The sequence below is a fragment of the Streptomyces caniscabiei genome (assembly GCF_014930365.1).
GTDB lineage: Bacteria > Actinomycetota > Actinomycetes > Streptomycetales > Streptomycetaceae > Streptomyces > Streptomyces caniscabiei.
In genome coordinates this window covers 557,746-570,871 of sequence record NZ_JABXWI010000002.1, presented here as the reverse complement: position 1 = coordinate 570,871, position 13,126 = coordinate 557,746, and the positions used below count along the sequence as shown (strand labels likewise).

The window sequence follows — 13,126 nt, the reverse complement described above, 5'->3', positions numbered from 1 at the left end:
GGAAGCGTCAAGGCTGAACGCCGTACCCGCGCCCCTGAACCGGCCGCAGGCCTTTCAGGGGCGCGGGGAACTGCGCGAGAAGCCCCACCGGACCCGCGGATGGGGTCGAAGGGGCGCGGCCCTTGCTGGCTCAGACGGCGAGCGGCCGGTCCGCGGCGGTCGGCTTGCAGGCCACCGGCGGCGCGACAGCCACCGGCCGCGCGTCCACCGCGACGGCCACCTCGGCAACCGGCACCTCAGCCACCTGGTGCGGCAACGCCACCGGCCGCACCGGCCGCGGCCCCGACACCACCGTGTAGTCCTGCCCCAGCCGCGTCGGCAGCACCTCTCCCGGCTCCTCGCCGAGCGCCAACCGCACAGCGGCCCACGGCGCGTTGATCCCGCACAGCGCCAGCTGGTGCAGCCCGCCCGCCGGGCGCGTGTTGATGTCCATGAGGACCGGCTCGTCGCCGTACATCCGGAACTGGATGTTGGTCAGGTAGTGCAGCCCGAACCGCTCCGCGATCCGCCGCGCCGGCTCGATCCACGCCGGGTGGAGCGTGAACCCGCGCCGCCGGCCGTTCTTGGTACGGCCCACGGCCATCCGGACCCGTCCGTCGGGGCCGGTGAGGCAGTCGACGGACACCTCCGGCTGCTCCAGCCGCGGCATCACCATCCAGTCGACCGGCTCCTCGGCCGCCCGTACCGCCTCCACGACCATGTCGAGCTGGACGTACGGGCTCGGGAAGCCACTGAGGTGTTCGAGCGAGAAGGGGGTGCGCGTGACGACACGGAAGCCCACACCGCCCGCACCGGACGCCGGCTTGAAGCACGCCCTGTGTCCGCCTGCCTCCAACTCCTCGACGGCGGCGATCAGTTCGTCGGCGTCGGTGACCCGGAACCACGGCGGGACCGGCACCCCGTGCTCCCGGACCGCCTCGTACGCGGTCACCTTGTCCTCGAAGACCTCGATGGCCGAGGCGGTCGGCGCCAGCAGAGCCGTACCGACGGCGGCGAACTCCTCGCGGTGCGCGGCGAGTGCCGCCTGGTGCAACCGGGGCACGAACACGTCGATGCCGCGCTTGGCGCACTGGTCCAGCGCGTACTCCACGTACGCGGCGGGGGAGAGGCCCTCGGGCTCCAGGTCGGCGGTGTCGGCGGCGGCCAGGACGGGGGAGTCGGCGTCACCGTGCGTGGCATGGATCTCCACCGGACGAGCGTGCGGATTATGCCGCAGCTGATCCATGAAGAAGACATTCTCCGCGTACGTGCGGTTGAGCCAGACGCGTACGCGAGAGACCATGCAGGCCGCCTTTCCAGGGTTCGCGGGCAGGGCGAAGCAGGCCGTGCCCGGCCAGGGGGGATGGAGGTACGCCGAACCGCCGTACGCGAAAGAGAGGCGTGGCGGTGGTGTAGGACGGATCATACGGCCACCGGGGCCCATGTTTCTGTCACGCGCGTGTTAATCCTTGTGGGGCGGGCGCGCCGGGAGCCGTCCGCCCCCGCGCGGCAGGTCGGTCTTGTCCACGGGTACGCACCTGTGTTCTCGTGTTGATGTTCGGTGTCCGGAAGGGAGCACGGGTGGAGTCGAGGGTCGGCCGTCACGGAAATCTGCTGGCCGTCAGTGATCTGCACATCGGCTATCCCGAGAACCGAGCCCTGGTCGAGCGGATGCGCCCCGAGACCGACGACGACTGGCTGCTCGTCGCCGGTGACGTCTCCGAGAAGGTCGCCGACATCCGCTGGGCGCTCAGCACCCTCGCCGACCGCTTCGCCAAGGTCGTCTGGGTGCCCGGCAACCACGAACTGTGGACCCACCCCAGCGAGACCGTCCCCCACAGGGGCGTCGAGCGGTACGACCATCTCGTCGCCCTCTGCCGCGAACTGGGCGTCGTCACCCCCGAGGACCCCTATCCCCTCTGGGAGGGCCCCGGCGGCCCGGTGGTGATCGCACCGCTGTTCCTGTTGTACGACTACTCCTTCCTGCCCGAGGGATGCGCCACCAAGGCGGCGGGACTCGCCTACGCGCACGGCACCGGAATCGTCTGCACCGACGAGCACGTGCTGCACCCCGACCCGTACCCGAGCCGCGAGGCCTGGTGCCACGCCCGTGTCGCGGAGACCGAACGCAGGCTCGCCGAACTGCCGGTAGAGCTGCCGAAGGTGCTGGTCAACCACTACCCGCTGGACCGGCACCCCACGGACGTCCTGTGGTACCCCGAGTTCGCCATGTGGTGCGGCACGGAGCTGACCGCCGACTGGCACCGGCGGTTCAACGTCGAGGTCATGGTCTACGGCCATCTGCACATCCCGCGGACCACCTGGCTGGACGGGGTCCGCTTCGAAGAGGTGTCCGTGGGATACCCCCGCGAGTGGCGACCGCGCCCGGAACCCCCGGGCAGGCTGCGCCGCATTCTGCCGATGGAGGTCGGAGCCGGTGATCGAGGAACTGCTCCCGGGAGCGGTCGTGGTCGTGGAGGCGCACGCCCATGAAGCGGCCGCCGCCGTCGAGGGGGTCGAGCTGTACCCCGAGGAGGAGGCGGTCGTCGCCCGGGCGGTGGAGAAGCGGCGCCGCGAGTTCACCCTCGTCCGTGCCTGCGCCCGGCGGGCCATGGAGAAGCTCGGGGCCGCCCCGCAGGCGATCGTGCCCGGCGAGCGCGGCGCCCCCGGCTGGCCGGACGGACTGACCGGCAGCATGACCCACTGCGAGGGGTACGCCGCCGCCGCGCTGGTCCGCGCCGTCGACCTCGCCTCCCTCGGCATCGACGCCGAACCCCACGACGTCCTGCCCGAGGGCGTCCTGACGGCGATCGCCCTGCCCGCCGAGGAGACCCGGCTGCGCCGGCTGACCGCCGACCACCCCTCGGTCCACTGGGACCGGCTGCTCTTCAGCGCCAAGGAGTCCGTCTACAAGGCGTGGTTCCCGCTCACCCGGCGGTGGCTGGACTTCTCGGAGGCCGACATCGAGCTGACCGTCGGCCCCGACGGCCGCTCCGGCGCGCTGCGCGCCCGGCTCCTCGTCCCCGGACCGGTGGTGGCCGGCCGCCGCGTCGACACCTTCGACGGGCGCTGGACCGTCCGGGGCGGGCTGCTGGCGACGGCGGTCCCGGTTCCCTTCCCCGCGACGGACGAGGACGCCGGATGACCACCCTCTCCTACGCCGAACTGCACCGACAGGTCGCGTCCGACATCGACGCGGAGATCGCCGGCGCCCTGGAGGGCCTCGGGCCGTCGACCGCGGCGGTCCGAAGATCCATATCCGGGCTGCTGGGACATCAGCAGATGAAATACCCGTTGTCCGTGCTCCCCCTCCTCGTGCACGGCTGTGAGACCGGCGTCGCCCGACCGGCCGTCCCTCTGGCGGCCGTGCACGTCCTGTGGTGGACCTCCGCCTGCTACCTCGACGACCTGGCCGACGGCCACGGCGCGCACACCCCCGCCGGACTCGGCCCGGACGAGGCACTGCTGGCCGCCGTCCTCAGCGGACAGGCCCTGCCCATCAGGGTCGTACAGGCCCAGCCGGTGCCGGACGCGGTGCGCAACGCCCTCACCCGGGAGATCGTCGACTGCTCGATCGACGCCGTGGAGGGCCAGCTGCGCGATCTGCGCGGCGACCCGGCGAACGCCTCCCGCGACGCGGTCGTGGCCGCCTGTCGCGGCAAGTCCGGCGCCCCCTTCGCGATGATCACGGCCATGGCCGCGATCCTCTCCGGCGCGGGAACCGAACGGACCGAACTCTGGCGGGAGTTCGGCGATGTCTTCGGGTTCCTCTGGCAGCTGTTCAACGACCAGGAGGACCTGCTCTCCGGCCGCGACGAGGACCTGCGCAACGGCACGGTCACCTATCTCCTCGCCTGCGCCCTGGAGGAGGCACCCCCCGGATCCAGGGCACGGGTCGCGGAACTCGGGCGCGCCGCGCGCGACTCCGCACCGGCCCGCGCCCGGCTCCGCGCGACTCTCCTCGCCCCCGCCGTGCTCCGGCGCTTCGAGAAGGACCTCACGGCGTTCCGCGACGACGCGCACCGCGTCCTCGACGAACTGGGCGGCGACGAGAGCTACCTCCCGGCCCTGCGGCAACTGGTCGACCAGGCCGCCGGGATGTACCTGACCGAGCTCCTGCCCTAGGTAGGGCAGGCCGCGGTCCGCCGGAGGAGACCCGGCGGACCGTCGCCGCCCGCGCCCTCACCTCTCCGGGCACCAGCTCCTCAGCAGTGCGAAGAACTCCTCCTCGTTGCCCGAGAGGCCCGCCGCCGCCAGCGCCTGCTCCGCCTCGGCGAGCGCGGCGGGCGGCACCACGGGTGGTCGGCGGGACTCCAAAGGCCCGTCGAACGCTGCTCGTACGGTTCCCAGCAGCCGCAGATAGGCCTGTACGGCGGCGCGCTCGCGGTCGGTCAGTACGGCGGTCGGCATCGAACGGCTCTCCCCTGGTCGGATCGGCGAAACTCCGTGCCCGCCCCGGCACACGGGCGGCACACTCCCAGCTTGCCGTCCACCACTGACAATCCCGCTCTCCCGCGCGCGGAAGTCGCCCTAGGAGCCCGCTCCCAGCACCGCCCTACGCTCATCCTCCGTCAGGGGCGGTTCCGTCAAAGGGGGTTCGACCGGACCGCGCAGCACCGCGAGGACCACCTCAGGACGGACGAGGGCGCCGATCGGCGCGGTGAGGGTGACCACGCCGAGGTACGGCCTGAAGACCGGCGGGCGGCTCAGCGCGGTCCGCATCAGCCGCTCCACGTAACGCCCGAAGAGCCTCTGCACCGCGTTCGGCCGCTTCCCGATGGCCTCCGGGTAACGGATGTCGGTGCCCGTGGCCAGCTCCCACGCCAGGGTCACCGGCGTCGCCACGGCCTTCTGTACCCGGCGCGCCAGCCCCGGCGCCGTGAGGCCCAGCGCGGCGGCCTTCTCCCGCAGCACGAGGGCGCTCTGCGCGGCGACCGACATGCCGTGGCCGTATATCGGGTTGTACGTGGCGACCGAGTCGCCGATCGCGACGAAGCCGTCGGGCCAGCCGGAGACCTTCTCGAAGAAGCGGCGCCGGTTGATCGTGCTGCGGGTGACCACGACGTCCGTCAGGGGCTCGGCGCGGGAGATCAGCTCGCCCACCACCGGGTGCCGGACGTTCCGCGCGAACGCCTCGAACTCCTCGGTCCGCGCGGTCGGTTGACCCCCGCGGGTGCCCGACACCGTCACCAGCCAGCGCCCGCCCTCGATGGGCACCAGCGTCGCGCTCCGCCCCGGCACCGGCTGCGAGCCGTCCGGCTGCACATTGACCACCGGGTACTCCTCGGTCCCCGCCGGCGCCCGGAAGATCCGGCTCGCGTACACGAGTCCGGAGTCGACCTCCTCCATCGGCGCGGGCGCCACCCCGAGCGTGTCCAGCCAGGCCGTGCCCCGCGAACCGCGCCCGGCGGCGTCCACCACCAGATCGGCCGTGAGCACCCGTTCCTCGCCGTCGGCGGAGGAGACCCGGACGCCCGTGACCCGGGAGGCGTCGCCCGCGAGGCCGAGGATCTCGGTGCGCTCCAGCACCGTGACGCGGTCGTCGGCGACGAGCCGGGCGCGGACGACCGACTCCAGCAGATCGCGGCTGCACGCGATCATGAACTCCATCTCCGGCCAGCGGCGCAACCAGCCCTGCGGCGACAGGGACACCAGCCCGGTCGGCAACGGGATGCGCCGGGCGCCGGCCGCCAGCCAGGCGTCGGTGACCCCGGGCAGCAGCTCCTCCATCGCCCGGGCCCCGCCGGACCAGAGCAGATGGGCGTGCCGGGCCTGGGGCACGCCCTTGCGGGGCTCCGGGCCCTCAGGCAGCGCGTCGCGTTCGACGACGGTGACCTCGGCGTGGTCGCGCAGCGCGGCGGCGGCCAGCAGGCCGGCCAGGCCCGCGCCGACGACGACGGCACGCCGGGGAGTCGTGACCGCGCTGTCGTGCGGGCCGCTAACGGGTTCTCTCATGGAAGTCGCTTCCTGACCTGGTCGCGGCGGCCCATTCGCGGGCGGCCGCTACGACGGGTGACTGACGCAGGGCGATGGACATCCGTACGAGGTCACGGGGGTTCTCGGCCGGCGGGGCGGGGGCGTCGGCCGGGGCCGAGCTGATGACCCGGCCCTCCGGATCGTCCGCCTTCGCCCGCACCGCCGCCGTCACCATCGCCGCGTCGGCCTCGGCCCGCGCCTGGACGGGTTCCGAACCCGACGCCACGGCCGCGTCGTACGCCCTGGCCCGCACCGTCGCGTCGAAGTACGGGTACAGGCTGAGCATGCCGTCGTGGATGTCGGACTCGCGCTGGGTCATCTGCAGCCGGGCCGGCGCCCACCAGGAGATCCGCACCTCGTGGCTCGCCTGGGCCCAGACGGGGCGCAGCTCCCGCCACAGCGGGCCGAGCCGGCGGTACATGGACCACACCGTCCAGGAGTCGCCGAGGCGTTCTCCGGCCAGCGGCAGACAGAAGCCGACCGCGCAGACCTGTGCGCCGACGGACGACAGCACGGGCGCGACATACGTGCTCAGGTAGTCCAGGTCGCCGCCCTGCCAGCGGGCCACCACGGCGATCAGCTTGACCGCCGCGAACGGGACGTTGAGCAGGAATCCGAACGCGATGATCAGCAGCCCGGCGCGCAGCCAGCCGCGGACCTGGAGCGCCCAGCGCCAGCACATCACGTTCATCGCGAGACCCGCGACCATGAACCCGGTCAGGTACAGCACGATCATCTCGCGCAGGAACGGGGCGCCCGCGTAGTACGTGTCGAAGTCCCGCACCCGCTCCACGGGGGCGTCGCCGAGCACGAACAGCGCCACGATCGCCGCGCACACCGCGCCGTACCCGGCGATCCAGCGGCGCGAGAGGCGGCGGGTCGTCTCGGGCGGGCCGCCGCGCCAGTTGGTGATCAGCACCAGACAGGAGCCGCTGAACGCGCTCAGCAGCAGATAGACGACGGCGGCCGAGATGTTGGTGACGCCGGTGACGCGGTTGAGTTCGATGATCGTCGGCGGCGCGGCGAAGCAGAAGACCAGGGCGGCCAGCGTCATCAGCGCGCACACGGATCTGATCAGCGGGTCGCCCCAGTTCCGCAGCAGCGCGGGCGTCTTGAGGGCGAGCGCGATCGTCATCGCGACGGCCGGAATGTAGTAGCTGGACCCGTCCATGTCTTCGGCGTTCTCGGCGTTCTCGGCCTTCTCGGCGTTCTCGGCGTCTCGGCGTTCCGGGGCCGCTCAGCCCTGCGGCCCGCGGTAGCCGAGCGAGGCCCCGATGCGGCCCGCCAGGTGATCGCGGCGCACCGGTCCGCGCAGCGCCGAACCGGCCAGCCACATACGGCACTTGCTGGCCAGCAGCAGTCCGAAGCTCTCGGCGTCCTGCTCGTCGGACAGGTCGAACCGGGTCCGGGCGGCGACCCTCAGCACGGTCTCCCGCAGATCGGCCTCCTGGCTCAATAAGCGCGCGGCGACGGCGGCACCGTCCACGTGCTGCCCGCAGTGCCCGGCCTGCATGTGCCACAGCTCGTGGCCGAGGATCACCAACTGGTGGTCGGGCGCGGTGCGTTCCTCGATGACGACCAGGTCCTGTTCGGCCATGTCCAGCCACAGCCCACTGGCCGTACCGGGTGGGAAGGCGGCGGTGCGGTAGTGGACGGGGCGGCCGCGGCGTCTGCTCATGGCGTCGCACAGGGCACTGTAGAGGTCGGCGGGGTCCGCCGGTGCCGGCAGGGTGAGTTCGCCGACCAACTCGCCGCACAGACGGCGCATTTCCTTTCCGATGCCCACAGATCTCCCCCGGTCAGGACTCGGGCCGCTTGACGCTCTCCAGCAGCATGTCCAACCACTCCGCGACCTTGTCGCGGTGCTGGTCGGTGGGCAGCTGCGCCGCCCGCCAGGCGATGGAACGCACACCGTGGTTCTGGAGCAGCCGCTGCAACGGGTCGTCGGCGGCCTCGGCCGCCGCGCGCTCGCGGTCGGCGAGCTGCTGGAGGAGCTCCTGCTCGGTCCGCATCAGGGCGCTCGCCAGCGCCTCCGGATCCTCGGCGGTGAGGAAACCGGCGTGCACTCTGAAGAAGCGCTGGATGGCGTCGCAGTGCTCCATCGTCGGCCGCCGGTCACCGTTGATCAGGGCGCCCGCCTGCTGGCGCGACATGCCCGCGCCGTCGGCGATCTCCTGCTGGGTGTACTTGCGGCCGTTGGGCTTGAGCCGGGTGCGTCGCAGCAGGTCCAGGCGCTGCAGAAAGCGGGCCTGGACGTCCGGCTCACCGGCGCGCCGACCACTCAGCAGGGCCTTCACGACCGCCTCCGGCACACCCGAGGCCACCGAGAGCCGCCGGGTGTCGAAGACCTCCGCGTGCCCCACGCGCAACTTGTCCGCCAGCGCGGTGACACGGGCCACGACGGCCGGCAGCAGAACCGTCGCCGCGGCGTCCGGAACCTCGAAGCCATCCGTCACCGACAGATCTCCTACGTCTCTCTCAGGCCAATTTCGCGGTACTGCGGAATCCGTGGATCCAAGCCTGGCGCGAGACCCTGGTCCCGGCAAGTACACCGTGAACTGCGGGGAGACTAGCGGTTGTGTCGAACTCACATCCAGGTCTCGCCACAACTGTGGCGAGATTCAGCCGTCAACCGTCGTCGAATGCCACGATAGTTGACACGCCTCCGTCGGGGGCAGGAGGATCAAGGAGCCGCGTGAAGGCCGCATAGGCAAGAGGGGTGACCTCCCGATGGCATATCAGGCAGGAGGGCAGCGGTCGGTACCGCGGCCCGTCCCCGACACTCTCGAAGCCCAGGAAGCACAGGCGTACCTCCAGGACTACGCCGTACTGCTCGACTCCGTCCTGTTCCCGTCCGTCGTCCTCGACCACCGCTGGGACGTCGTGCTGAGCAACGCCGCGTTCCGGGCGCTCTTCACCGGCGTGGGACCCGACCCGACGGCCATGCCGGACGACAACTTCCTCCGCTTCGTGCTCTTCCACCCGGACGCCGCCACCGTCCTCGGGGACCACGAGTCCAGCTGGTGCCTGCCGATGCTCGCCCACTTCGCCGCCGCCGTGGAACGCCATCCCCAGGACCGGGGACTGCAGTCCATCCGCCGGGAGATCGCCCAGGACCCCATCATGGACGCCGCCTACCGCCACGGACTGCCGCACTGGCTGCGCACCGTCGGCCCGGCCGCCGGACGGCACGACGGCGCCGTGCGCCCCCTGGTCCACCCCGACCCGCGCTGGGGCGCCACCCACTGCCGGGTCGTCGGCGAGACTCCCGACACCCTCCGCGACCTGGGCTACCACCGGATGACCCTCGTCCTGCGCGAGGTGGGCCGCCCGGGCGACCCCGCCCGCAGGGCCCGCCGTCCCCGGCGTGCCGTATCGACCCACCTGAGCGTGGTGCCCTCCCCCGAGCGGTGAGCCGCACCCCCTCCGGCGCCGCCGGCGTTCAGGTCGCCGACGGCGCCGGAGGTCAACCCTTGTCCGGCGCGGCCCCCCGTCTGGCCGCCTGGATCTCCTCGTACACCCGGCTGCGCAGCTCCGCGAAGCGCGGAGCCACCCGGGTGTGCAACTGGTCGCGCTCCGCCGGGAGATCGACGGTGAGCCGCTCCTGGACGACCGTGGGGGAGGCGGACAGGACCAGGACACGCTCGCCGAGGTAGACGGCCTCGTCGATGTCGTGGGTGACGAAGAGGATCGTGATCCCCCGCTCCCGCCACAGACCCCGGACGAGGTCCTCCAGCTCGGCGCGGGTCTGGGCGTCGACCGCCGCGAACGGCTCGTCCATCAGCAGGACCTCCGGCTCGTACGCCAGCGCGCGGGCGATGGCGACCCGCTGCTGCATCCCGCCGGACAGCTGCCACGGATACGCGCCCGCCGCGTCCGACAGACCCACCGAGGCGAGCGCGTCCTCGACCAGCCCCCGCCGCCGCTCCCTGCTGAACCTCTTCTGCTTGAGCGGCAGTTCGACGTTGTCGCGGACCCGCATCCAGGGAAAGAGGCTGCGCCCGTACTCCTGGAAGACGACGGCCATGCCCGGCGGCGGCCCCTCCACCCGCCGACCGCCCAGGCGGACCTCACCCGCCGTCGGCCTCAGCAGCCCGGCCACGCACTTCAGCAGGGTCGTCTTGCCGCAGCCCGACGGGCCCACCAGACACACCAGTTCACCCGGGTCGACGGTGAAGGTGAGGTCCCGCACCGCCTCCACCCGCCGCCCGGCACCCTCGTAGACCTTCTGGAGACCCGCCACGTCGAGCAAGGCGTCCATCGCCCGCCGCCCCTTCTCGAGTTCCACTACGACCGCCGGGAGGAAGCGCGCAGACCGTGGTACCAGCCGAGCACGCGCCGCTCGACCAGCCGGAGGACGACGGACAGCACGAACCCCAGCAGACCGAGGACCAGGATGCCGGTCCACATGTCGGGGATCGCGAAACCGCGCTGGAACTGGACGATGGTGTGGCCCAGTCCGTTGCTGGACGCGGTCATCTCGCTGATGACCATGAGGATGATGCCGATGGACAGCGCCTGGCGCAGCCCCGCGAAGATCTGCGGGCTCGCCGAGCGCAGCACGACGTGCCGCAGCCGCGCCGCGCCCGTGATGCCGTACGACCGGGCCGTCTGGGCCATCACCGAGTCCACCGCGCGCACCCCCTCGACCGTGTTGAGCAGGATCGGCCACACACAGCCGCTCGCGATCACCACGATCTTCATCGTGTCGCCGATGCCCGCGAACAGCATGACGACCGGGACGAGCACCGGCGGCGGCACCGCCCTCAGGAACTCCAGGACCGGTTCGCAGAGCGCCCGCACCCGCCGGTAGGAGCCGATGACCGTGCCGAGCGCCACACCGACGGCCGCCGCCAGCGCGTACCCGGCGGTGAGCCGCAGCAGGCTGGGCAGGACGTCGTCGCGCAGCCGCTCGGCCGTCCAGACGTCGGGGAACGTGGCGAGGATCGTGCGCAGCGGCGGCCAGAACACATCGGTGCTGCTCTCCGAGACCAGCCACCACACGGTGACCAGGACGAGGGGGAGGGCGACGACGAACAGCAGCCGGAGCAGGACACGGCTCACACCGCCACCTCCCCGCGCACCGACTGGTGCCAGGCCAGCGCCCGCCGCTCCACCGTCCGCGCCCCCACGTTGATGAGCAGCCCCAACAGCCCGGTGACCACCACCAGCGCGTACATCTCCGGCACCGCCTGCGAGGTCTGCGCGACCGCGATGCGCTGCCCCAACCCCGGTGCGCCGATGACCAGTTCGGCGGTCACGGCCAGGATGAGGGCCACGGCGGCGGCCAGCCGGACGCCCGTCATGACGTACGGCAGGGCCGTGGGCCACAGCACGTGGCGGATCCGCGCCCAGGTGCCGAGGCCGTAGGAGCGGGCGGTCTCCTCGGCGACCGGGTCGACGTCCTGGACGCCGTACAGCGTCTGGATCAGGATCTGCCAGAAGGACGCGTAGACCACCAGCAGCAGCACCGAGCGCAGTTCGGTGCCGTACAGCAGGACCGCGAGGGGGATCAGGGCCACCGAGGGGATCGGGCGCAGGAACTCGATCGTGGAGGACGTCGCCTCGCGCAGATACGGCACGACCGCGATGACGCCCCCCGCCAGGATCCCGGCCGTGACGGCGATCAGCAGCCCGACCGCCCAGCCGGTGAGGGTGTCGCCGAGCGCCGTCCAGAACGCCTCGTCGGCGAACTCGGTGCCGAGGGCGCCCGCGACCCGGCTGACCGGCGGCAGGAAGTCCTCCTTGACCACGCCGAGCCGCGGGACCGCCTCCCACAGGGCGAGGAATCCCGTGAGGCCGGCCGCGCCGAGGGCGGCGTGGGAACCCCTCACGGCAGCAGCTCGTCCAGGTCCGGGGCCTGCTCGAACAGCCCGTCCCGCTGCCCCAGTTCGGCCAGCCGCTCGATCGAGGCGCGGTCCGGCTCGGCGGGCCAGCGGGGCAGCACGACCGTCTCCAGCAGGCTCTGGGGGATCTTGGTGTACGTGGTGATGATCTCCCGTACCTCGTCGGGGTGTTCGTCGGCGTACGCCAGCGACTCGGCCGTGGCCTCCTGGAACTTCTTCACCAACTCCGGGTTCTTCCGGGCGTACTGCCGGGAGGTGAAGTACATGGCCACGGTGAGGTCGGGGGACACGTCGACGAAGTTCGACGCCAGGACCGTGCCGCCCTGGGACTTGACGGTGGCGAGCGCCGGCTCCACCACGCAGGCCGCGTCGACCTGGCCCCCGGACAGGGCGGCCGGCATCTGGTCGAAGGGCATCTCCACGTACTCGACCTTCGACGGGTCGCCGCCGTCCTTGCGGACCGACTCGTTGACCGAGGTGTCGCAGATGTTGCCGAGGGTGTTGGCCGCGACCTTCCTGCCCTCCAGGTCCTTGGCGGACTTCAGGGGGCTGCCCTTCGGCACGGCGATCTCCGCGAAGTCGGCGCCCGCCTTCCCGGTGGAGGCGACCCCGTTCACCACGGCCTCGACCGGCACGTTCTTGGACCGGGCGACCAGCAGGGAGGTCATGTTGCTGAAGCCGAAGTCGAACTGGCCGGCGACGACACCGGGCACGATCGCCGCCCCGCCCTGGGCGAGCGTGGGCTCCAGCTTCAGCCCGCGCTCGCGGTAGAAGCCCTTCTTCTCACCCAGGTACAGGGGAGCGACGTCGATGATGGGGATGACCCCGAGCTCGAGGGTGGTGGTGCCGCCGGACCCCGGGTCCGCGCCGTCCGAGCCGGCATCGGACGAACCGCAGGCCGCCGCGGTGACGCACAAGGTTCCGGCCGCGAGGTGGATGAGCAGACGACGCATGACTCCCCCTGATGGGACCGCGCTACGACGGGTTTGCCCGACATGCTGTGCGCACACCGCACATAAGTGCTCAGCGGGACGGTAGAACGCCGACGGTTGCCGGTCAATGGCGCTGCTCCGCAAGGTCGTCGACAGCCCCGGACATGGTCCGAGCGGCTTCCCGGAGGCGACGATGCCCGATCGAGACCGGTTCGACGCGGCCCGCGCACCACACTTCGTCCGGTCCTTCGAGCGGGGGCTCACGGCCGAGCTGCGCCGTGTACGACGGCAGGGGTTGGAGCTGCTCGGCGGCCAGGTCGCGTAGGGAACCGGCCTCCCGGGCCAGGACCACGCACCGGATGCGTGGCGCCACCCGGGGCCGAGTACGCCGGG

General features: G+C 72.1%; 15 protein-coding genes. 5 read left to right on the top strand and 10 right to left on the bottom strand.

The window, feature by feature from the left end:
• Positions 1-130 precede the first annotated feature (130 nt).
• Positions 131-1,282: an ATP-grasp domain-containing protein gene (locus tag HW837_RS07040; protein ID WP_045556739.1), complete on the bottom strand. Its 1,152-nt coding sequence runs from the start codon at positions 1,280-1,282 to the stop codon at positions 131-133.
• A gap of 251 nt (positions 1,283-1,533) precedes the next feature.
• On the opposite strand from HW837_RS07040, the gene HW837_RS07035 reads away from it, so the two are divergent.
• From HW837_RS07035 to HW837_RS07025, 3 genes are read left to right on the top strand one after another with little or no spacing between them, the layout of a single operon-like run.
• Positions 1,534-2,472, top strand: coding sequence for a metallophosphoesterase family protein (locus HW837_RS07035; RefSeq protein ID WP_196789231.1), 939 nt, complete (start codon positions 1,534-1,536; stop codon positions 2,470-2,472).
• Complete coding sequence (locus tag HW837_RS07030) at positions 2,417-3,124, top strand: 4'-phosphopantetheinyl transferase family protein (protein ID WP_045556741.1); 708 nt, start codon at positions 2,417-2,419, stop codon at positions 3,122-3,124. Before HW837_RS07035 ends, HW837_RS07030 begins: the two co-directional genes overlap by 56 nt.
• Positions 3,121-4,104 carry a polyprenyl synthetase family protein gene (locus HW837_RS07025; protein ID WP_045556742.1) on the top strand — a complete coding sequence of 328 codons (984 nt, stop codon included), beginning with the start codon at positions 3,121-3,123 and terminating at the stop codon, positions 4,102-4,104. The genes HW837_RS07030 and HW837_RS07025 overlap by 4 nt, the downstream gene beginning before the upstream one ends.
• Before the next feature lie 57 nt (positions 4,105-4,161).
• On the opposite strand, the gene HW837_RS07020 is transcribed toward HW837_RS07025, so the two are convergent.
• The 5 genes from HW837_RS07020 to HW837_RS07000 form a co-directional block, all read right to left on the bottom strand.
• On the bottom strand, positions 4,162-4,389 hold the full coding sequence (locus HW837_RS07020) for a hypothetical protein (RefSeq protein ID WP_045556743.1): 228 nt from the start codon (positions 4,387-4,389) through the stop codon (positions 4,162-4,164).
• 120 nt (positions 4,390-4,509) lie between these two features.
• Positions 4,510-5,934 carry an FAD-dependent monooxygenase gene (locus HW837_RS07015; RefSeq protein ID WP_045556744.1) on the bottom strand — a complete coding sequence of 475 codons (1,425 nt, stop codon included), beginning with the start codon at positions 5,932-5,934 and terminating at the stop codon, positions 4,510-4,512.
• A complete protein-coding gene (locus HW837_RS07010; protein ID WP_045556745.1) occupies positions 5,918-7,126 on the bottom strand; it encodes an MAB_1171c family putative transporter in 1,209 nt (402 codons plus the stop codon). The genes HW837_RS07015 and HW837_RS07010 overlap by 17 nt, the downstream gene beginning before the upstream one ends.
• Before the next feature lie 66 nt (positions 7,127-7,192).
• A complete protein-coding gene (locus HW837_RS07005) occupies positions 7,193-7,723 on the bottom strand; it encodes a hypothetical protein (RefSeq protein ID WP_045556746.1) in 531 nt (176 codons plus the stop codon).
• A 31-nt stretch (positions 7,724-7,754) separates the two neighbouring features.
• The gene (locus tag HW837_RS07000; protein WP_045556747.1) at positions 7,755-8,411 is read right to left on the bottom strand and encodes a helix-turn-helix domain-containing protein; all 657 of its coding nucleotides are present in this window, start codon (positions 8,409-8,411) and stop codon (positions 7,755-7,757) included.
• Between the two features lie 274 nt (positions 8,412-8,685).
• Between HW837_RS07000 and HW837_RS06995 the strand changes: the two genes are divergently transcribed.
• Positions 8,686-9,369, top strand: coding sequence for an MmyB family transcriptional regulator (locus HW837_RS06995; RefSeq protein ID WP_045556748.1), 684 nt, complete (start codon positions 8,686-8,688; stop codon positions 9,367-9,369).
• Positions 9,370-9,421: 52 nt separating this feature from the next.
• Here HW837_RS06995 and HW837_RS06990 read toward each other — a convergent pair whose 3' ends face one another.
• Genes HW837_RS06990 through HW837_RS06975 form a run of 4 tightly spaced genes read right to left on the bottom strand, consistent with a single transcriptional unit; the run spans position 9,422 to position 12,754 of the window.
• Positions 9,422-10,216, bottom strand: a complete 795-nt coding sequence (locus tag HW837_RS06990) for an ABC transporter ATP-binding protein (RefSeq protein WP_045556917.1) — start codon at positions 10,214-10,216, stop codon at positions 9,422-9,424.
• Between the two features lie 26 nt (positions 10,217-10,242).
• A complete protein-coding gene (locus tag HW837_RS06985; RefSeq protein ID WP_045556749.1) occupies positions 10,243-11,019 on the bottom strand; it encodes an ABC transporter permease in 777 nt (258 codons plus the stop codon).
• Positions 11,016-11,789 carry an ABC transporter permease gene (locus tag HW837_RS06980; protein WP_045556750.1) on the bottom strand — a complete coding sequence of 258 codons (774 nt, stop codon included), beginning with the start codon at positions 11,787-11,789 and terminating at the stop codon, positions 11,016-11,018. Before HW837_RS06980 ends, HW837_RS06985 begins: the two co-directional genes overlap by 4 nt.
• Entirely contained in the window at positions 11,786-12,754 is a 969-nt protein-coding gene (locus tag HW837_RS06975; RefSeq protein ID WP_193379919.1) for an ABC transporter substrate-binding protein, read from the bottom strand. The genes HW837_RS06980 and HW837_RS06975 overlap by 4 nt, the downstream gene beginning before the upstream one ends.
• Before the next feature lie 106 nt (positions 12,755-12,860).
• Between HW837_RS06975 and HW837_RS06970 the strand changes: the two genes are divergently transcribed.
• Complete coding sequence (locus HW837_RS06970; RefSeq protein ID WP_045556752.1) at positions 12,861-13,058, top strand: hypothetical protein; 198 nt, start codon at positions 12,861-12,863, stop codon at positions 13,056-13,058.
• Positions 13,059-13,126 lie beyond the last annotated feature (68 nt).